The sequence below is a fragment of the Bradyrhizobium sp. 186 genome (assembly GCF_023101685.1).
Classification (GTDB): Bacteria; Pseudomonadota; Alphaproteobacteria; order Rhizobiales; family Xanthobacteraceae; genus Bradyrhizobium.
Map to the genome: position 1 here is coordinate 9488195 of NZ_CP082164.1, position 19360 is coordinate 9507554.

The 19360-nt window shown below is 64.8% G+C and carries 22 protein-coding genes; 8 read left to right on the forward strand and 14 right to left on the reverse strand.

Features of this window, described 5'->3' with window-relative positions; translation table 11 throughout:
• Nucleotides 1–143 precede the first annotated feature (143 nt).
• Both IVB18_RS45225 and IVB18_RS45230 read left to right on the forward strand, forming a co-directional pair.
• A complete protein-coding gene (locus tag IVB18_RS45225) occupies nucleotides 144–527 on the forward strand; it encodes a carboxymuconolactone decarboxylase family protein (protein WP_027514149.1) in 384 nt (127 codons plus the stop codon).
• 268 nt (nucleotides 528–795) lie between these two features.
• Nucleotides 796–1695 carry an NAD(P)-dependent oxidoreductase gene (locus IVB18_RS45230; protein ID WP_247986520.1) on the forward strand — a complete coding sequence of 300 codons (900 nt, stop codon included), beginning with the start codon at nucleotides 796–798 and terminating at the stop codon, nucleotides 1693–1695.
• Between the two features lie 78 nt (nucleotides 1696–1773).
• Here IVB18_RS45230 and IVB18_RS45235 read toward each other — a convergent pair whose 3' ends face one another.
• From IVB18_RS45235 to IVB18_RS45245, 3 genes are all read right to left on the reverse strand, one after another.
• Complete coding sequence (locus tag IVB18_RS45235; protein ID WP_247986521.1) at nucleotides 1774–2049, reverse strand: hypothetical protein; 276 nt, start codon at nucleotides 2047–2049, stop codon at nucleotides 1774–1776.
• Between the two features lie 71 nt (nucleotides 2050–2120).
• The gene (locus IVB18_RS45240; protein WP_247986522.1) at nucleotides 2121–2447 is read right to left on the reverse strand and encodes a DUF1330 domain-containing protein; all 327 of its coding nucleotides are present in this window, start codon (nucleotides 2445–2447) and stop codon (nucleotides 2121–2123) included.
• Between the two features lie 136 nt (nucleotides 2448–2583).
• Nucleotides 2584–3282 (reverse strand): helix-turn-helix domain-containing protein, encoded by a 699-nt coding sequence (locus IVB18_RS45245; RefSeq protein ID WP_247986523.1) that lies wholly within the window; start codon nucleotides 3280–3282, stop codon nucleotides 2584–2586.
• Between the two features lie 183 nt (nucleotides 3283–3465).
• Between IVB18_RS45245 and IVB18_RS45250 the strand changes: the two genes are divergently transcribed.
• Nucleotides 3466–3984 carry an SRPBCC family protein gene (locus IVB18_RS45250; protein ID WP_247986524.1) on the forward strand — a complete coding sequence of 173 codons (519 nt, stop codon included), beginning with the start codon at nucleotides 3466–3468 and terminating at the stop codon, nucleotides 3982–3984.
• A gap of 73 nt (nucleotides 3985–4057) precedes the next feature.
• On the opposite strand, the gene lysA is transcribed toward IVB18_RS45250, so the two are convergent.
• The 3 genes from lysA to argH form a co-directional block, all read right to left on the reverse strand.
• The gene (lysA, locus tag IVB18_RS45255) at nucleotides 4058–5323 is read right to left on the reverse strand and encodes a diaminopimelate decarboxylase (RefSeq protein ID WP_247986525.1); all 1266 of its coding nucleotides are present in this window, start codon (nucleotides 5321–5323) and stop codon (nucleotides 4058–4060) included.
• 23 nt (nucleotides 5324–5346) lie between these two features.
• On the reverse strand, nucleotides 5347–5637 hold the full coding sequence (locus tag IVB18_RS45260) for a lipoprotein (RefSeq protein ID WP_247986526.1): 291 nt from the start codon (nucleotides 5635–5637) through the stop codon (nucleotides 5347–5349).
• 93 nt (nucleotides 5638–5730) lie between these two features.
• Entirely contained in the window at nucleotides 5731–7128 is a 1398-nt protein-coding gene (argH, locus tag IVB18_RS45265; protein WP_247986527.1) for an argininosuccinate lyase, read from the reverse strand.
• A 136-nt stretch (nucleotides 7129–7264) separates the two neighbouring features.
• Here argH and IVB18_RS45270 point away from each other — a divergent pair, with 136 nt between their 5' ends.
• Nucleotides 7265–7930 (forward strand): TlpA disulfide reductase family protein, encoded by a 666-nt coding sequence (locus tag IVB18_RS45270; RefSeq protein ID WP_247986528.1) that lies wholly within the window; start codon nucleotides 7265–7267, stop codon nucleotides 7928–7930.
• A 12-nt stretch (nucleotides 7931–7942) separates the two neighbouring features.
• Here IVB18_RS45270 and IVB18_RS45275 read toward each other — a convergent pair whose 3' ends face one another.
• The 6 genes from IVB18_RS45275 to IVB18_RS45300 all read right to left on the reverse strand — a co-directional run bounded on the left by IVB18_RS45275 (nucleotide 7943) and on the right by IVB18_RS45300 (nucleotide 12041).
• Nucleotides 7943–8137 (reverse strand): hypothetical protein, encoded by a 195-nt coding sequence (locus IVB18_RS45275; protein WP_247986529.1) that lies wholly within the window; start codon nucleotides 8135–8137, stop codon nucleotides 7943–7945.
• 134 nt (nucleotides 8138–8271) lie between these two features.
• Nucleotides 8272–9153, reverse strand: coding sequence for a 3-hydroxybutyryl-CoA dehydrogenase (locus tag IVB18_RS45280; RefSeq protein WP_247986530.1), 882 nt, complete (start codon nucleotides 9151–9153; stop codon nucleotides 8272–8274).
• A 209-nt stretch (nucleotides 9154–9362) separates the two neighbouring features.
• Nucleotides 9363–10307, reverse strand: coding sequence for an FAD-binding protein (locus IVB18_RS45285; protein WP_247986531.1), 945 nt, complete (start codon nucleotides 10305–10307; stop codon nucleotides 9363–9365).
• Nucleotides 10307–11056 (reverse strand): electron transfer flavoprotein subunit beta/FixA family protein, encoded by a 750-nt coding sequence (locus tag IVB18_RS45290; RefSeq protein WP_247971139.1) that lies wholly within the window; start codon nucleotides 11054–11056, stop codon nucleotides 10307–10309. Before IVB18_RS45290 ends, IVB18_RS45285 begins: the two co-directional genes overlap by 1 nt.
• Nucleotides 11057–11182: 126 nt before the next feature.
• Nucleotides 11183–11779, reverse strand: a complete 597-nt coding sequence (locus tag IVB18_RS45295; protein WP_247986532.1) for a cob(I)yrinic acid a,c-diamide adenosyltransferase — start codon at nucleotides 11777–11779, stop codon at nucleotides 11183–11185.
• Nucleotides 11780–11846: 67 nt separating this feature from the next.
• Nucleotides 11847–12041 (reverse strand): twin transmembrane helix small protein, encoded by a 195-nt coding sequence (locus tag IVB18_RS45300; protein ID WP_247382683.1) that lies wholly within the window; start codon nucleotides 12039–12041, stop codon nucleotides 11847–11849.
• 242 nt (nucleotides 12042–12283) lie between these two features.
• Here IVB18_RS45300 and IVB18_RS45305 point away from each other — a divergent pair, with 242 nt between their 5' ends.
• Nucleotides 12284–13177, forward strand: a complete 894-nt coding sequence (locus IVB18_RS45305; RefSeq protein WP_247986533.1) for a YihY/virulence factor BrkB family protein — start codon at nucleotides 12284–12286, stop codon at nucleotides 13175–13177.
• Here IVB18_RS45305 and IVB18_RS45310 read toward each other — a convergent pair.
• The gene (locus IVB18_RS45310) at nucleotides 13104–14381 is read right to left on the reverse strand and encodes an ATP-binding protein (RefSeq protein WP_247986534.1); all 1278 of its coding nucleotides are present in this window, start codon (nucleotides 14379–14381) and stop codon (nucleotides 13104–13106) included. The two genes, IVB18_RS45305 and IVB18_RS45310, sit on opposite strands and share 74 nt — an antisense overlap.
• A 104-nt stretch (nucleotides 14382–14485) precedes the next feature.
• Nucleotides 14486–15358, reverse strand: a complete 873-nt coding sequence (gene gluQRS / locus IVB18_RS45315) for a tRNA glutamyl-Q(34) synthetase GluQRS (protein ID WP_247986535.1) — start codon at nucleotides 15356–15358, stop codon at nucleotides 14486–14488.
• A 213-nt stretch (nucleotides 15359–15571) separates the two neighbouring features.
• On the opposite strand from gluQRS, the gene IVB18_RS45320 reads away from it, so the two are divergent.
• From IVB18_RS45320 to IVB18_RS45330, 3 genes are all read left to right on the forward strand, one after another.
• Nucleotides 15572–16219, forward strand: coding sequence for a DNA-3-methyladenine glycosylase 2 family protein (locus IVB18_RS45320; RefSeq protein ID WP_247986536.1), 648 nt, complete (start codon nucleotides 15572–15574; stop codon nucleotides 16217–16219).
• Between the two features lie 93 nt (nucleotides 16220–16312).
• Nucleotides 16313–17398 (forward strand): DUF2855 family protein, encoded by a 1086-nt coding sequence (locus IVB18_RS45325; RefSeq protein ID WP_247986537.1) that lies wholly within the window; start codon nucleotides 16313–16315, stop codon nucleotides 17396–17398.
• Between the two features lie 135 nt (nucleotides 17399–17533).
• Nucleotides 17534–19309, forward strand: a complete 1776-nt coding sequence (locus IVB18_RS45330) for an NAD(P)/FAD-dependent oxidoreductase (protein ID WP_247986538.1) — start codon at nucleotides 17534–17536, stop codon at nucleotides 19307–19309.
• Nucleotides 19310–19360: the final 51 nt, after the last annotated feature.

Below are 19360 nucleotides of genomic sequence, written 5' to 3' on the forward strand. Positions count from 1 at the left end.
TCACAACGGCAGCACTGAGGCATCCGTTCCTGTACGGGAGATACCCCTTTTCCCGCATAACACGAGGACGTGACTGGCCCGGCACAACCCCGTAATTTCCGCGCCGCCATCCAAGGGAAAGCAAGGGAAACAAAGGAAACACCATGGACAAGAAGATGCACGACAAGGGGCTGGAAGTTCGCAAAGCGGTGCTGGGCGAGGCCTATGTCAACAACGCCCTGAAGAGCGTCGACGACTTCAACCGTCCGTTCCAGGAGATGCTCAACGAATATTGCTGGGGCACGGTCTGGGGCCGCGAGGAGCTGCCGCGCAAAACCCGCAGCATGCTCAACATCGCGATGATCGCGATCCTCAACCGCCAGCACGAATTCCGCGCGCATCTGAAGGGCGCGCTCACCAACGGCGTCAGCCGCGACGAAATCCGCGAGATCCTGATGCAGGTCGCGATCTATGGCGGCATGCCGGCCGCCGTCGACAGTTTTCGCATCGCGCGCGAGGTGTTCGCGGAGATCGACGGCAAGGCGTGAGGGCGGCTCCAACCCCTGCTGTCGTCCCGGACAAGCGTAGCGCTTGGCAGCGCCCAGCGCTGTCAAGCAGCGGAGCGCAGATCCGGGACCCATAGCCACAGGCAGACGTGGTTACGGGGACTCGGAGTTACCCTTTCGCAGTGCGATTCCTCCCTGGGATTATGGGTCCCGGATCGGCGCGCGCTTGAGGCGCGCTTGTCCGGGACGACACCGCGGACGGAACGTACGTCTTCACGATAACAACGAATAACAATCACAAGGAAACACCATGGACATCGGATTCATCGGCCTCGGAAACATGGGTTTCCCGATGGCGCGGCGGCTGGCTGAGGCGGGACACCGGCTCGTCGTGTTCGACACACGCCTGGAGGTCGTCGACAAGCTTGTAGCGCGCGGCGCCACCGCGGCGACGTCGCCGAAGGACGTTGCCGACCGGGTCGAGACGGTGATGGCGAGCCTGCCGTCGCTGCAAGCTTCGCTCGAGGTTGCCACCGGCGCGAACGGCGTGATCGAGGGCAAGCGCGCAAAACGCTTCATCGATCTCTCCACCGTCGGCTCGCAGATGGCGACGAAGATTCACGGTCTGCTCGCCAAGCGCAACATCGTGCAGATCGACAGTCCCGTCTCAGGCGGCGTTGGCGGCGCCGAGAAGGGCACGCTGGCGGTGATGGTGTCGGGACCCAAGGGCGAGTTCGAGCTTCTCAAGCCGGCGCTCGACGTGATCGGAAAGGTGTTCTTCATCGGCGAGAAGCCGGGCGCGGCGCAGACCATGAAGCTCGCCAACAACCTTTTGTCGGCCACCGCGATCGTGGCGACCTCGGAAGCCGTGGTGATGGGCGTCAAGGCGGGGCTCGATCCGGCCGTGATGATCGACGTCATCAATGCCGGCTCAGGCATGAACACCGCGAGCCGCGACAAGTTTCCGCGCGCGGTGCTGCCGCGAACGTTCGACTTCGGTTTTGCCACCGGATTGATGGTGAAGGACGTGCGGCTGGCGCTGGCGGAGATGAAGCAACTCGGGCTGTCGATGGAGGTTGCAGACGCGGTAGGACGGTTGTGGGAGACCGTGATCCGCGACGAAGGTGCCGAGTCGGACTTCACCGCGGCGATCAAGCCGATCGAGAAGGCGGCGGGCGTGGTGGTGGGCGGGACAACCGCCCGCAGCTAGCGCCGGCGCAAGCGCAGCGCTGGTGACTGGCACTGCGCTGCGCTGCTTGGCTTGGTCGATCGATGGTGGGAAGGAAGCCTATGAGCGGCGTCCCCCGCCGGCGACGGTGTCGATCGGCTGATCGAACTGCAGGGACGCCGAGCCCCCGCTGCATTTAATGTATTTCTGATCGCACCTGCGCATGCATCGCGTATCGTTGGAGCATTTCGCGGCAGTGTTGTTGCAGCTGACCCACGCGGTATCGCACCGCGTGACCCGGGCCGAGGCGGCGCCGGACAATCCGATCAGGAAGGCCGCACCGCAAGCCGCGAAAAGCAGGCGAAGCGGGCCGCCGCCGGCGAGTGAATCGTTCATTCCATTCTCCTGTGTGGGCCGGGCACGGTGTGCGCCTGCGACCGGGTTCGATGTCTTGACGAAGATGCGGTTCAAGCCTTGGCGAGGTAGGAAATCGTGCCGGCCAGATCGGTGTCGTCGATCAGTTGGAAACGGCTCTCGCTGCCGCCCCGGCGCGCCGCCGCGAAGCGGCTATAGGCCGGATCGGTCACGAAGGATTCCGCTGCCTTCGCCGATGGAAACGACATGATCGCGATCAGCGAGGTGTCGAGGGGGGCGCCTTCGAGGGTTTTCACATTGCCGCTGCGGGAAAGGTACTTGCCGCCGTGCTTGTGCACCAGTTCGTGGACGGACGCCGCGTAGTCCGGCACCCATTTTCCGTCGGTCACTTTGATGTCTGCGATCAGATAGGCTGTCACGTCGTGTCTCCTGGCTCGAGGTTCAGCCCCGCATTGATAGTGCGGGGCATGACCTGGGTTGCCAGAACACGGCGGCGGCCGGCCAGTACGGGAACTGTAGCGCGGCGATACAGATACTGAATCGAGCCGCCAAGCATCAGCTCGCCAGCTTGCGTTCCTTGGCGAACGGGCTGAGGCCCAGCCAGCCTTGCATGGCAGCGGCAAGCTGCCGGTCGCCGGTGAGCAGCATCCGCCGGCTGTCGACGGCGGCGCGCACGGTATCGAGCCCCATCCAGATCGCCGTCATGGTGCGCAGATCAACCGACACATAAAGATCGACGTCAAAGCCGGGATCAATGGAGCAGAGGTCGACGCCGTCATTGGGATCGACGATCAGCCACCACAAGCGCTGCGTCGAAGATAGTTCCGGATAGGCGAACTGCAGCACGCTGCGGCGGCTCGGCATCGGGGTCGTATTCAGATTCCGCCGCATGTCCCACATCAACAGCTGGACATCGAGATGCTGAAGCGACAGATGCGACTCGATGCGGCGCTGGCCCCAGATGCCGAACGCCTCGACGATGGGGCCGAGTTCGCGTCCGGCGGCGGTCAGCTGATACTCGATCACGCCGCGCTCGGAAGCCGACGATTGGCGGATGACGATGCCTGCGGCTTCGAGTTCCTTCAGCCGCTGCGAAAGCAGCGCAGGCGACATCCGCGGAACGCCGCGGCGCAACTCGTTGAACCGCGTCGAGCCGGCGATGAGCTCACGCAGCAGTACGACCGTCCAGCGCGTGCATAGTATCTCGGCCGCCATCGCGACCGGACAGAACTGCCTGTAGCTGCCGATGGTCATGCGGGCCTCCGTGCCAAGCGAGAGCGGAACCTTAGGGCCGATGCGCGCGGCTTCCTAGTTCAGTTTCTGTATTGCGCTCGGTTCATTTCCTGAACTGGCCGCGGACGGCGGGCATCGTCTATCCGACCGGCATTGCAAGCCAGACCGGCCGCCGTCGCGGTCCATTAGACAACGGAGATTCACATGAAGAAGCACGATCCAGCGGCTTTCAGCCTCCTCGCCTCGCTAAGAAACGCGGCGATTTGCGCGATCGGCCTCGGGGCCGGCGCGATGCCGGCTTCCGCAGCCAACCTGACGCGCAGCATCGAGGTCAGCGGCGCTGCGGCCGAAGTGTGGTCCGTCATCGGTCCATTCTGCGCGATCAAGGACTGGCTGCCGCCGGTCGGCATGTGTATCGAGGACGGCAAATCCCCGCCGACCCGAACGCTCGTCACCAAGGACGGGAAGGCCGCGTTCGTCGAGGCGCAGACCGCGCGCGACGACAGAAGCTACAGTTATTCCTACGCGTTCCTGACGAGCCCGTTGCCGGTGAGCCAGTACAAGTCGACCCTCAAGGTCACGGCGAGGGGCGAAGGGGTGTCGGTGGTGACCTGGACCGGAATCTATACGCCCGATCCCGGCAAGGAAAAGGACGCGATCGACGCCTTGAGTGGCGTCTACGATTCCGGCCTCGCGGCGATCAGGGACAGGTTCAAGAAGTAAGCCGGACGCACCGGCCGGCTGGATGAGCGCGGTCGGTGTCTGCGCTCATCGGCGCAAGGCACCGACGTGATCCTCACAGCCACGGCGCCGGCGTGTCCATCGCAATCAACTGCTCGACCTCGACGCGCGGCCGCACGACTGCGTACCGGTCACTCTTCACCAGCACCTCTGGCACCAGCGGCCTGGTATTGTAGGTACCGGCCTGCACCGCGCCGTAGGCACCGGCTGTCATGATGGCGAGGAGATCGCCGGGTTTCGGCGTCGGCAGGGTGCGGCCGAGGGCGAGATAGTCGCCGGTCTCGCAGACCGGGCCGACGACATCGGCCATGATCGTGGCCGCGCCCTTCGCCGGCTGCGTCACCGGCAAGATATCGTGATGGGCCTCATACAGCGTCGGGCGGATCAGGTCGTTCATGGCGGCGTCGATGATGACGAAAGTCTTGCCGTCGCCGTGCTTCACATAGATGACCTTGGCGACCAGGATGCCGGCATTGCCGACGATCATGCGGCCCGGCTCGAACATCAGCGTGCAGCCGAGATTGTGGCTGACGCGCTTGACCATCGCGGCATAGGCGTCGGGCGCCGGCGGCGCCTCGCGGTCCATGTAGTAGGGAATGCCGAGGCCGCCGCCGAAATCGACATGCGAGATGTTGTGGCCGTCGGCGCGCAGCGTCTGCACGAATTCCGAGAGGATGCGGAACGCGATCTCCATCTTGGAGAGATCGGTGATCTGGCTGCCGATATGCACGTCGGTGCCGGTCACCTCGATGCCCGGCAGCTTGGCGGCGCGCGCATAGACCTCGCGGGCATACGCGATCGGGATGCCGAACTTGTTCTCGGACTTGCCGGTGGAGATTTTGGCATGCGTGCCGGCATCGACGTCGGGATTGACGCGCACCGAGATGCGCGCGGTCTTGCCCATCTCGGTCGCAAGCCGCGACAACAGCTCGAGCTCGGGCTCGGATTCGACGTTGAGGCAGAGGATGTCGGCGGCGAGCGCCGCGCGCAGCTCGGTTTCGGTCTTGCCGACGCCGGAGAACAGGATCTTGCTCGCCGGAATGCCGGCGGCCAGCGCGCGCTTCAGTTCGCCGCCGGAGACGACGTCGGCGCCCGCCCCAAGCTTCGCCAGCGTGCGCAGCACCGACTGGTTGGAGTTCGCCTTCATGGCGTAGCAGACCAGCACCTTCTCGCCGGCAAAGGCCTCGGTGAAGACGCGGTAGTGACGTTCAAGCGTTGCGGTCGAATAGCAATAGAACGGCGTGCCGACGGTCGCGGCCAGCTCGGACAGGTTCACCGCCTCGGCGTGCAGCACGCCGTTGCGATAGTCGAAATGGTTCATGGCTTTGGCTCAGCTACCCCAGCCTACCGGCTGGGCTTTTCGTCCAGGAGCGGGTCGAGGATAAACGATCGTTTCTTGCCCTTGGGCGCCGCCGGCGGGGCGTCCGCACCGTAGGTGGGGTTGAACACACTCGGCGTCTTCTGGGCTTCCGTCTCGGTGTCCGTCGGCGCGGCGACGTTGGCCGTGGACGCGCTGGAGGCGGTCGGCGGCAGGTCCAACGGGCCCTTGCGGCCGCAGCCGGCAAGCGCGAGCGCGCTCAGGCTAAGGACAATGATGGGCCACCCCGAGCCGGCCGGGCGAAACTTTGACGTCACGACGAAATCCCCACTACGCGCGGCGCACCATACAGAGGTTGGCCCGCTCTGGCGAGAGCCGGATGACCATGAAACATAAGCGAAATTTTGCCTTCAGCCCAATTTTCGCTCTTTTTCCAGCCGCTTCGCCCAGGCCTTGGCCTGGCTCGCCACGTTCTTCGGCGCGGTGCCGCCAAAGCTGGTCCGGCTCTTCACCGAAGATTCGACCGCGAGCACGCCGAGCACATCCTTCGTGATCTTCGGCTCGATCGCCTGCATCTCCTTGAGCGGCAGCTCGTGAAGCGCGACGCCGCCCTCGGCGGCTTTCGCCACGATGCGGCCGGTGACGTGATGGGCGTCGCGGAACGGCATCTTCAGCGTCCGCACCAGCCAGTCGGCGAGGTCGGTCGCGGTGGCGTAGCCTTCGCCGGCAGCAAGCCTCATCTTGGCCTCATCGGGCATGAGGTCGCGGACCATGCCGGTCATGGCCCGAATCGCCAGCGACAGCGCGGCAAAGCCTTCCATGGCGCCCTGCTTGTCCTCCTGCATATCCTTTTGATAGGCGAGCGGCAGGCCCTTCATCACGATCAGGAGACCGTTGAGTGCGCCGATGACGCGTCCGGTCTTGGCGCGCACCAGCTCGGCGGCATCGGGGTTGCGCTTCTGCGGCATGATCGAGGAGCCCGTGGTGAACTTGTCGCTCAGGCGGATCATGCCGACCAGCGGCGAGGTCCAGATCACGATCTCCTCGGCAAAGCGCGACATGTGCACGGCGCAGATCGAGGCCGCCGACAGCGTCTCCAGCACGAAGTCGCGATCGGAGACCGCATCGAGCGAGTTCGCCATCGGACGGTCGAAGCCGAGCGCCTTCGCGGTGGCGTGGCGGTCGATCGGGAACGAGGTGCCGGCGAGCGCGGCAGCGCCGAGCGGAGATTCGTTGAGCCGCTTGCGTGCATCCTGGAAGCGGCCGCGGTCGCGCGCGGCCATCTCGACATAGGCGAGCAGATGATGGCCGAAGGTGACAGGTTGCGCGGTTTGCAGATGCGTGAAGCCGGGCATCACGGTCGCGGCATGTTCGAGAGCGCGATTGACCAGCGCTGCCTGGAACAGGGCGAGCGCCGCGTCGGTCTCATCGAGAACATCGCGGACATAGAGACGGAAATCGGTCGCGACCTGGTCGTTGCGCGAGCGCGCGGTGTGCAGGCGGCCGGCGGCGGGCCCGATCAGCTCCGAGAGACGGCTCTCGACATTCATATGAATGTCCTCGAGCGCGCGCTTGAATTCGAAGCCGCCCTTGCCGATCTCTGACAAAATCGTGTCTAGACCCTTGCCGATATTTTTCGCATCAGAGGCCGTGATGATGCCCTGCGCGGCAAGCATCGCGGCGTGGGCCTTGGACGCGGCAATGTCCTGGGCATAGAGGTGACGGTCGACGTCGATGGAGACGTTGATTTCCTCCATGATCTCGTCGGGACGTTCCGAGAACCGGCCGCCCCACATCTTGTTGCTCATGATCCCCTGCTCACGCCTTGCCTGTCGCCGCGCGGCCCTTGCTATCGCTGCGCGGCCCTGCCGCGCGTTTGCTGGTCGCCGCCAGTCGTATTAAGAGGCCCCTGATAGCCATATCTGCGACCGGATGACAAACGATATGCTCGACCCAAGACCCTCGGCCACGCGCCGGATCCCCCTCGTCATCGCCACCGTGGCGGTCGGAGGGCTGGCCGCCTTCGCCGCGCTGTACGGGCTGGGCCTGAGCCGGGCGCCTTCCGGCGATCCGGCCTGCCGGGCGGCGGTTACGACCGCGCAGAAGATCGCGCCGTTCGCCCGTGGCGAGATGGCGGCGCTGACCATGGCGAGCGCGCCGTTGAAGCTGCCCGACCTCGCCTTCGAGGACGCCGGCGGCAAGCCGAAAAAGCTGTCCGACTTCCGCGGCAAGACCCTGCTGGTGAACCTCTGGGCCACCTGGTGCGTGCCGTGTCGGAAAGAAATGCCGGCGCTGGACGAGCTCCAGGGCAAGCTTGCGGGTCCGAATTTCGAGGTGGTGGCGATCAATATCGACACCCGCGACCCGGAGAAGCCGAAAAACTTCCTGAAAGACGCCAGCCTGACCCGGCTGAGTTATTTCAATGACCAGAAAGCCAAGGTTTTTCAGGATCTTAAGGCGATAGGTCGGGCCCTGGGCATGCCGACCTCGGTGTTGGTCGACCCGCACGGCTGCGAGATCGCGACGATCGCGGGACCGGCGGAATGGGCGAGCGAGGACGCCCTCAAGCTGATCCGGGCGGCGGTGAGCCCGGCCGCCGCGTCTTACTAAGCCGAGATATTGCTAAGCCGAGATATTGAGATTGCCGCCGACGCCCGCGCCGACATTGGCGAGCGAAGGCTGACCGGCGCCGAGCAGCGTCAGAACGGTGGATTTCTCCGCATCCGCGTTCTGCTTCATCAGCGTCGCCGCGATGTTCGACTGCAGCGCGCCCTGCTGGGCGGCCAGCATGGTGCTGACCATTGCCATCGTATCCATACGCAAACCCCCTTACCGGCGGTACCCTAGGGCCGCTGGGTTAACGAGAGGTAGAGATCTCGGACGGTTTCGTGTTCCGGATACAATGCGACACGAAGGGCCGTAGGGTGGCGCCATCCGGGGCACGAGATTGATCAGCGCGTCGGAACCGGCTTGGCGCCGCGGTAGTCGTAGAAGCCGCGCTGGGTCTTGCGGCCGAGCCACCCGGCCTCGACGTATTTCACCAAGAGCGGGCACGGGCGGTATTTCGAATCGGCGAGGCCCTCATGCAGCACCTGCATGATCGACAGACAGGTGTCGAGGCCGATGAAATCGGCGAGCTCGAGCGGACCCATCGGATGGTGTGCGCCGAGCTTCATCGCCGCGTCGATGGCCTCGACGTTGCCGACGCCTTCATACAGCGTGTAGATCGCCTCGTTGATCATCGGCAGCAGGATGCGGTTGACGATAAAGGCCGGGAAATCCTCGGAGACCGCGACCTGCTTGCCGAGCTTGGCGACGAATTCCTTGGACGCCTCGAAGGTAGAATCGTCGGTGGCGATGCCGCGGATCAGCTCCACCAGCTCCATCAGCGGCACCGGATTCATGAAGTGAATGCCGATGAAGCGCTCGGGCCGGTCGGTCGCGGCGGCCAGCCGCGTGATCGAGATCGAGGAGGTATCGGAGGCGACGATCGCTTCCGGCTTCAACACCGCGCAGAGCTCGTGGAAAATCCTGCGCTTGACCTCCTCCTTCTCGACCGCGGTCTCGATCACGAGATCGCAGTCGGCGAGGTCGTCCAGCTTTTCCCCGAGCACGATGCGCGCCATCGCCTTGGTCTTGGCGTCTTCGGTGACGGCCTTCTTGGAGACCTGGCGCGCCAGATTGCCGTTGATGGTGGCCATGCCCGACTTGAGGCGGTCGGCCGAGACATCGTTGAGCACGACATCGAAGCCGGCCAGCGCCGCGACATGCGCGATGCCACTGCCCATCTGACCCGCGCCGATCACGCCGACCTTCTTGATCACTGCCGCCATAATATCATCCACCGGAACGGCGCGCACATCGCGCCCTGCCTATCCCCTTGAGCCGGGGGGCCGTCTTAACCAGAAGCCTGATTTAATCAGAACCTTGGCTCGAAACCTAGATTGGATCGCTTCCCAGGTGTGCCCCACACCAAAGAAAACCCATCAAAAAAGAAACACCGGCCGGAGTTTATACCTCCGGCCGGTGTTTTGAACGCGTTTTACTTGCCGAGCTTGGCGAGTTCGGCCGTCAGCTCAGGAACCGCCTGGTAGAGGTCGGCGACCAGGCCGTAATCGGCGACCTGGAAGATTGGCGCGTCCTCGTCCTTGTTGATCGCGACGATCACCTTGGAGTCCTTCATGCCGGCCAGATGCTGGATCGCGCCGGAAATGCCGACCGCGACATAGAGCTCGGGGGCCACCACCTTGCCGGTCTGGCCGACCTGCCAGTCGTTCGGCGCATAGCCGGCGTCGACCGCCGCGCGCGAGGCACCGACGCCGGCGCCCAGCCTGTCGGCGAGCGGCTCGATGTACTTTGCGAAGTTCTCGCGGCTCTGCATGGCGCGGCCACCGGAGACGATGATCTTGGCCGAGGTCAGCTCGGGGCGGTCGTTCTTCGCGACTTCCTCGCCGACGAAGGACGACAGGCCGGGATCGGCCGCCGCAGCCACGCTCTCGACGGACGCGCTGCCGCCTTCACCCGCCGCGGCGAAGGTCGAGGTACGCACCGTGATGACCTTCTTGGCGTCCTTCGACTTCACCGTCTGGATGGCGTTGCCGGCATAGATCGGACGCTCATAGGTGTCGGGCGCGACCACCTTGATGATCTCCGAGACCTGCATGACGTCGAGCAGGGCTGCGACGCGCGGCATCACGTTCTTGAAGCGCGAGGTCGCGGGCGCGACGATGGCGTCGTAGCCGGGGGCCAGCGAGACGATCAGCGCGGCCAGCGGCTCGGCGAGATCGTGCGCATAAAGCGCGCCGTCGCCGAGCAGCACCTTCTTCACGCCTGCGAGCTTGGCGGCGGCATCCGCCGCGGCTTTGGCGTTCTCGCCGGCGACCAGCACCTCGACATCCGCGCCGAGCGCGGCGGCCGCGGTCAGCGCCTTGTTGGTCGCATCCTTCAGCGACGCATTGTCGTGTTCGGCAATCAGAAGCGTCGTCATCAGAGCACTCCAGCTTCGTTCTTGAGTTTCGACACCAGCTCGGCGACGTCCTTGACCTTGACGCCCGCCTTGCGGCCCGCCGGCTCCGTCGTCTTGAGAACCTCGAGACGCGCGGTGGCGTCGACGCCGTAATCGGCGACGGTCTTCTCCGCGATCGGCTTCTTCTTGGCCTTCATGATGTTGGGCAGCGACGCATAGCGCGGCTCGTTGAGACGCAAATCGGTGGTGACGATCGCCGGTCCCTTCAGCTTGACGGTCTGGAGGCCACCGTCGACTTCGCGGGTGACCTTGAAGTCAGAACCTTCGACTTCGAGCTTCGAGGCGAATGTCGCCTGCGACCAGCCGAGCAGCGCGGCCAGCATCTGGCCGGTCTGATTGCTGTCGTCGTCGATCGCCTGCTTGCCGAGAATGATCAGGCCCGGCTGTTCTTCGTCGGCGATCTTCTTGAGAATCTTCGCGACCGCCAGCGGCTCGACGGTGCCGTCGGCCTTCACGAGGATGCCGCGGTCGGCGCCCATCGCAAGACCGGTGCGGATCGTCTCCGACGCCTGCGCCGGTCCAATGGAGACCACCACGACCTCGGTGGCCTTGCCACCTTCCTTCAGGCGCAGGGCTTCCTCGACCGCGATTTCGTCGAACGGATTCATCGACATCTTGACGTTGGCGAGTTCAACGCCCGATCCATCGCCCTTGACGCGGACCTTGACGTTGTAATCGACCACCCGCTTTACCGGCACTAAGACCTTCATCGATCCTCTTTCACTCAATTTAGGAGGGGGGTTATCAACTGGCGCGGAACCTAAAGGCCTGATCCGGCCCGGTCAACGCGAGAAGGCGCCTAATTTTAACCCCCAGAAAATGCGTCGCTCAATGGGTCAGCGGTTCTGGCCCGGAACCCAGAGCACGTCGCCGGCACCATTATGGTTAGCGGCGCGACTTGCCACGAACAGGAAATCCGACAGGCGGTTCATATACTGGATGCCAGCCGCGCCAACCAATTCGCCGGGCTGGGCCGCCAGTTCCACGATTACGCGTTCCGCCCTGCGGCATATCGTACGCGCGACATGGAGATGGGCCGCCGCCGGCGTGCCGCCCGGCAGCACGAAGGAGGTCAGCGGCGCGAGCTTGTCGTTGAGCGCGTCGATGTCGCGCTCCAACCGCTCGACCTGGCTTGCCACCACCCGCAGCCGCTCTGCCTTTTTGGTTTCCTTGTTGATTTCCTTGCCCTCCCGCTCGGGCACCGCGAGGTCGGCACCGAGATCGAACAGATCGTTCTGGATCCGGCCAAGCATCGCATCGAGCTCGGGCGCATCATGGGTATGGAGACGCACCACGCCGATCGCGGCGTTGGTCTCGTCGACCGTGCCATAAGCCTCGATGCGCAAATCGTACTTCGGACGCCGCTCGCCCGAGCCGAGCGCCGTCGTGCCATCGTCACCGGTTTTCGTATAGATGCGGTTGAGCACGACCATGATGGACTCCTCGATCTTAGGGCATGATCTTATCGGAAAACCGCTTCGCACTTTTCCGGATCATGCCCTACCGCCCCATCGCCCAGACCGCGAGCATGGCGATGACGATCGCCACGAACTGAAGCAGCACGCGCCAGCGCATCAGCTTCTGCGAGGTGTTGGGCGAGCCGCCGCGCATCATGTTGATGAGGCCGAGCAGCAGCACCAACGCCACGGCGCCGGCCGCCGCCGGCAGGATGAAAGTACTCAAGACAGATGCCATTGGGGGTAGATAACACCGTGTGTGCCGGTCCGCTATCTCCCCCCGTCATTTCGGGGCGCGTCACAGGGGCCGCGAAGCGTGGCCCAGTGGTGCGCCCCGGAATGACGACGGGGCGTTTCGCGATCTGGCTTTTAAGCCAATAATATCAGATGGTAGCCGAATGATTTCCGATTTGCGCCAATGGCCTGCCTTCTTCGCCTCTCCCCGCAAGCGGGGAGAGGGAGCAGCGGTGTAGGTGGCGTGTGAACGCAATCCGTTACATCTATGTCGTCGTGATGGATGCGTTCTACACGTTCCTGGCCGATGACGGCTGGGCGATCGCGAGCCATATCGCGCTGTCGACGCTGATGGCGCTGTTCCCGTTCCTGATCGTGCTGACCTCGCTCGCCGGCTTCTTCGGTTCCAAGGAGCTCGCTGACCAGGCCGCCAGTCTGATGCTCCAGGTCTGGCCCAAGCAGGTCGCCGATTCGATCTCGGGCGAGGTGCACGACGTGCTGACCACGACCCGCACCGGCGCGCTGACAATCGGCGCGGTGCTGTCGGTCTATTTCGCCTCCAACGGCGTCGAGGCGCTGCGGGTCGCGCTCAATCGCGCCTACGCGGTGGTGGAGATGCGGCGCTGGTACTGGCTGCGGCTGGAATCGATCGGCTACACGCTGGTCGCGGCCGTCACGGCGCTCGCGATGGCGTTCCTGATCGTGCTCGGTCCGCTCATCATCGAGGCTGCGCGGCGCCACATTCCGCTGTTCGTCGAGTCCAACGAGAGCATCCTCACCTGGCTGCGCTACGGCATCACCGTCGGCGCGCTGGTCGTGGCGCTGATCATCCTGCATGCCTGGCTGCCGGCGGGACGGCGCGGCTTTGTCCAGATCCTGCCCGGCATCGTCTTCACCATCGTGGCGTCGCTGATCTCGGGCGTCGTGTTCGGGCAATATCTGGCGCGCTTCGCCAACAATTACGTGACGATGTATGCGGGGCTCGCCTCGGTGATCATCGCGCTGGTGTTTTTGTATTTCATCGCCGCGATCTTCGTCTACGGCGGCGAGCTCAATGCCGCGATCATCAAGTCGCGACTTCCTCACGGCGTGTCGCTTCAAGCAGCGCAGTCGCTAAATCCCGCGGAGACACAGGCTTGACCAGGAACGCGTCGGCGCCGGCCTCGCGCGAGGCCGCCTCGTCCTCGCCGCGGCCGGAGACCCCGATGATGGGGATTTGAGCCAGCGGCGTCGACATGGTGCGGATCCGCCTGATCGCCTCGACCCCGTCGATGCCCGGCAGCACCATGTCCATCAGCACCGCGTCGAAGGCGCCCTGCGCGAGCCGATTCACCGCGTCCTCGCCGCGCCCGATGAACTCCGCATGATGGCCGAGCTCGGTCAAAATGGTGTTGAGCACGACGCGACCGAACGGATTGTCCTCGACGCTGAGCACGCGCAACGCAGCCAGCGCATCCGCCTCACCGCCGCCGGACTTGCGCGACCTGGCCGGTCTCGTCGCATCCAGCGACATCGTCAGCGTGAACGTGGCGCCGCCGCCCCGCCGCGGCGCGACCGCGATGTCGCCGCCCATCGCGCGCGCCAGTTGCTTCACTGACGACAGCCCCAGGCCGGCGCCGCCGAAGCGCGAGGCAATGGTGACATTGGCCTGGGTGAACGGGCGGAACAGCCGCTTGATCTCGGCCATGGTCAGGCCGATGCCGCTGTCGGACACCGCGAAGGCGACACCGACCCTGCCTTTGCTCTTCGCTTTTTCCTTAGCCTTTTCCTTAGCCTTGCCCTTGACCGGACGCCAAGGCGCGACCGCGAGCGCCACGCCACCCTGGTCGGTGAACTTCACGGCATTGTCGATGAGGTTCTCGAGCGCGGCGCGCAGGCGGACGGAATCACCCACCACCAGCCCGGGAAGCTTTTCGGAGATCTCGACCTGGGCCTGGAGGCCCTTGGCCGCGGCGCGCCCGGCGAGCGAATCGCCGGCACTGCGGGCCAGCACCCGCAGGTCGAACAGGTCTTGCCGCAGCGTGCTGCCACCGTTCCCTGACTTGGCGGCGTCCACGAACAGGGTGGCAAGGCTCGCCAGGTGCTCGGCGCCGGCCTTGATGGTGTCAGCCCAGCGCCGCTCCCGCTCGCCGAGATCGGAGGTTGCGAGCAGGTCGCTGATCGCCAGAATCCCGGTCAGGGGAGTACGGACCTCGTGGGCAAAGGCGGCGAGCGCCGCCTGGACCACGTCCGGCGCGACCACCCTGGTGCCGCGCTTGCGCACCTTGCCGGCCGCCCCGGACCGCTTCCGAGGCGGTCGCCTGGACGTCCGCGTGGTGCGCGCTGCGCGCGTTTTCGCCGCCATAAATCCCCTTCGAAGTATCCGCTTCGAACCCCGGGCTCGTCGGCAAGCATGGCACGGCGGAACACCCGGAGTCACGGCGGCGTTTGGCTAAACCCCAGAGAAACTTAACCTAATCCCACCAGCCGACGGATATCGAGGGGCGTGGTGCGGGCAGCGCGCAGCTCACGAAGGCCCGTCGAGCTGGTCGATTTCGACAGCTTCCGGCCGGCCTCGTCGCGAAGCAGCCCATGGTGGCGGTAGATAGGTTCGGGCAGGCCGAGCAGAACCTGGAGGGTGCGGTGGACCGAGGTGGCGTGGAACAGGTCCTGGCCGCGCACGATCTCGCTCACGCCCTGGAGCGCATCGTCGACAACCACGGACAGATGGTAGCTCGTGGGCGTCTCCTTCCGGGCCAGGATCACGTCGCCCCAGGCTTCGGGTCGCGCCGGGACGATGCCGCGCTCGTCGTTGGGCCCCTCCCCTCGTTCGTCCCAGGTCAGGCCGGCAACACGGCGGCACGCCGCCGCCATGTCGAGCCGGAGCGCATATGGCGCACCGGACTCGATCAGCGGCGCCCGCTCGTCGGCAGACAGCGATTTCGCATCGCCGGGATAAAGCGGCGCGCCGTCGGGGTCGCGCGGCCAAGGCCCAGCGGCCTCGCGCGCGGCCACCAGCTTTGCGATCTCGGCGCGGCTCTCGAAGGCGGGATAGACGAGACCCAGCGCCGAGAGCCTCTCCAGCGCAACGCGATAATCGGCGAGATGCTCCGACTGCCGGCGCACCGGAGTCTCCCAGGCGATGCCGAGCCAGGCGAGGTCCTCGTAGATCGCCGTCTCGAACTCCGGCCGGCAGCGTGTCGCATCGATGTCCTCGATCCGCAGCAACAGCCGCCCGCCAGTCTCACGCGCGCGGTCGAAGTTCAGCAGCGCGGAATAGGCGTGACCGAGATGCAGAAGGCCGTTCGGGCTGGGGGCAAATCGGAAAACGGGTGGCGTCATCAGACAGATCTCGTCATGGCCGGACTTGACCTAGCCGGTCGAAGCCTCGGCTTCGTCATTCCTGGGCGGTCCGTAGGACCGAGTCCGGAATCTCGAGATTCCGGGCTCGATGCTCCGGCGTCGCGCTTCGCACGATCCCGTCGCATCGCCCCGGAATGACGGAGTAAGATATTCGACAAGGGGTCAAGCCCGCGCATGACGAGTTAGGCCACAATGACCATCCACCTCGAAACCCAGTCCGATCTCGAAGAGGCAGTTCATGAGCTGATCAAGCGCGATCCGCGCCTGAAGCCCGTGCTTGCGACTGCGGGCATGCCCGCGTTGCGGCGGCGCGAGCCGGGTTTTGCGGGGCTTGCGCACATCGTCTGCGGACAGCAGCTTTCGACCGCGAGCGCCGCGGCGATCTGGGGGCGGCTGTCCACCGCCTTCGATCCGTTCGATCATCACGTGGTGCGGCGCGCCCGCACCGACCGATTGGGGCGGCTCGGCCTTTCCGCCGCCAAGATCAAGACGTTGAAGCATCTCGCGCGCGAAATCACGGCGGACCGGCTGAACCTCGAGGTGCTGGCCGAAGAGGATGCCGATGCCGCGCATCACACCCTGATCTCGCTGCCCGGCATCGGGCCCTGGACCGCGGACGTCTATCTGCTGTTCTGCCTCGGCCACGGCGATGCATGGCCGGTCGGCGACCTCGCCGTGCAGGAGGGCATCCGCATCGGGCTCGGGCTACAAGCGCGGCCGACGGAAAAGCAGATGGCGCCGCTCGCCGAACCCTGGCGGCCACTGCGCGGAGCCGCCGCGCATCTGTGGTGGAGCTACTATCGCGCCATGAAGAAGCGCGAGGGCGTGATCACGGCGTGAGCAACCAAACAGCGTTTAAAACTATGTTGCCGTTGCAAACGACGCGCACGTGAACGATGAGATGCCGGCGCGGACCAGAGCGGGGATCGAACCATGACAGCCACCGACTTCATCGTTGCGCGAAACGATTTCGAAACCTGCAAGGTGATCGCGACAGAGCTTCCCGACTCGGATGCGCTGCCGCCTGACGCCCTGCTCGTGAAGGTCGACCGGTTCGCCTTCACCGCCAACAACATCACCTACGCGGTGCTCGGCGACGAGCTGAAATATTGGCAGCTCTTCCCCGCGCCGAACGGCTTCGGCAACATTCCGGTATGGGGCCTTGGCGAGGTGGTCGCCTCCAGGCATCCGAATGTTGCCGTGGGCGAGCGGCTGTTCGGCTATTTCCCGATGGCGACGCATCTCGTCATCGAGGCCGCCGATGTCAGCAAGCGCAGCTTGCGCGACGGCGCCGCGCACCGGCAAGGCGTGGCCCCGGTCTACAACGCCTATGCACGCGTCAGCGGCGATCCCGCTTACGCGGGACGGCAAGGCGACTATCAGGCGCTGCTGCGGCCACTGTTCATGCTGTCGTTCCTGGTCGACGATTTTCTAGCCGAGAACGACGATTTCGGCGCGCGTGCTGTGCTGCTATCGAGCGCCTCGAGCAAGACCGCGTTCGGGCTTGCCCATCTCCTGCATACGCGGGGCCGCAAGGTGATCGCCCTGACATCGGCCGGCAATACCGGTTTCGTCGCGTCGCTCGGCTGCTATGACGAGGTCGTCACCTATGACCGCGTGACCTCGCTGCCGCCGGACGTTCCCGTCGCCTTCGTCGACATGGCCGGCAACAGCGCGCTGCGTGCGGAGTTGCACCGGCATTTCGGTTACCAGATGAAGTGCTCCGTGCGCGTCGGATTGACGCATCGCGCCAGCGATGCCGACGAAGGCGAACTGCCCGGCGCAAAGCCGCGCTGGTTCTTCGCCCCGGACCAGATCCGCAAGCGCGCCAAGGAATGGGGCCCGGGCGGAATCGAGCAGCGCCTTGGCGCGGCATGGTCAGGTTTTGCGCCGCTGCTGGAGAGATGCCTGACCGTGGTGGAGAGCCGCGGACCCGAGGCGGTACGGCAGGTCTACCTCGACACGCTGAAGGGTCGTATTCCGCCTGAGCAGGGCCACATGCTTTCACTGCTCGGGTAAACCGCTTTTGGCGTAGGCTGATCCAGTATAGCGTCGTGCTCGATTATTGGAGCATGATCTATTCGGAAAACCGCTGCACACTTTTCCGGATCATGCTCCAGAGGAAACGCCGCGAAGACGGCCACGAGGTCGCGCATGCTGGACAGGACGAAGGATATTGCCGTATCCGCGCAGGCTTGGCTCGACGAGTTCAAGCGCACGCTAGGCAAGCCTGATCGCGATGCGCTGCACCGCCTTTTCCTCGCCGACGGCTTCTGGCGCGACGTGCTGGCGTTGAGCTGGAACCTGCAGACGATCGCCGGTCGCGATGCAATCACGAACGCGCTGACAGCGCTCGCACCGAAGGCGGCGCCGGCCAGCTTCAGGATCGCGCCGAACCGCGCACCGCCGCGCTGGGTAACTCGTGCCGGCACCAACAACCTCGAAGCGATCTTCGATTTCGACACAGCGCTCGGCCGCGGCAGCGGCATCCTGCGGCTCGTTCCCGATCCCGCCGACGGCAACCGGTTGAAAGCTTGGACGCTGCTCACGGCGCTCGACGAATTGAAAGGCTTCGAGGAACAGCTCGGCACGTCGCGGCCGCGGGGCCAGGCCTATTCGCGCGATTTTCGCGGACCGAACTGGCTCGACCTGCGCAACGCCTCGCGCGACTACACCGACCGCGATCCGGCCGTGCTGGTGGTCGGCGGCGGCCAGGCTGGCCTCGCCATCGCGGCAAGGTTGAAGCAGTTGAACGTCGACACACTGATCGTCGATCGCGGGGCGCGGATCGGCGACAACTGGCGCAAGCGCTACCATGCCCTGACCCTGCACAACCAGGTGCAGGTCAATCACATGCCCTACATGCCGTTTCCGCCGAACTGGCCGGTCTATATTCCCAAGGACAAGCTCGCCAACTGGTTCGAGGCTTACGTCGATGCCATGGAGCTGAACTTCTGGACCGGCACAGAGTTCGCGGGTGGCTCGTATGACGAGGCGAAGGGACACTGGACGGTTACGCTGCGCCGTTCCGACGGGAGCACGCGCACCATGCATCCGTGCCATGTGGTGATGGCGACCGGCGTCAGCGGCATCGCAAATGTGCCGGACATACCGACCCTCGACAGTTTCAAGGGTACGCTGCTGCATTCCAGCCGCTACGAGGACGGCGAGAACTGGAAAGGAAAGCGCGCCATCGTCATCGGCACCGGCAACAGCGGCCACGACATCGCGCAGGATCTCTACTCCAGCGGCGCCGAGGTGACACTCTTGCAGCGCTCGCCGACGCTGGTCACCAATATCGAACCGTCGGCGCAGCTCGCTTATGCGACCTACAATGAGGGTACGCTCGAAGACAACGATTTGATCGCGACCTCGATGCCGACGCCGCTCGCGAAGAAGACCCATGTGATGCTGACGGAGCAGTCGAAGGAGCTCGACAAGGAGCTGCTCGACGGCCTGCATCGCGTCGGCTTCAAGCTCGATTTCGGCGACGCCGGCACCGGCTGGCAGTTCAAATACCTCACCCGCGGCGGCGGCTATTATTTCAATGTCGGCTGCTCCAACCTCATCGCCGAAGGCGCGATCAAGTTGAAGCAGTTTGCCGACATCGAAGGTTTTGTCGCCGAAGGTGCGCGAATGAACGACGGCACGATCATCGCCGCCGATCTGATCGTGCTTTCCACCGGCTACAAGCCGCAGGAATATCTGGTGCGAAAGCTATTCGGCGACGGCCTGGCCGACCGCGTCGGCCCGGTCTGGGGCTTTGGCGAGGGCCTCGAGCTGCGCAACATGTATGCGCGCACGAAGCAGCCGGGCCTGTGGTTCATCGCCGGCAGCCTCGCGCAGTGCCGGATCAACTCGAAATACCTCGCGCTCCAGATCAAGGCGGTCGAAGAAGGGATTTTGGGGCGTGAGGCGGGCGCAACGTAAATCAGTCGTCATTCCGGGGCGCGCGTAGCGCGAACCCGGAATCCATTTATC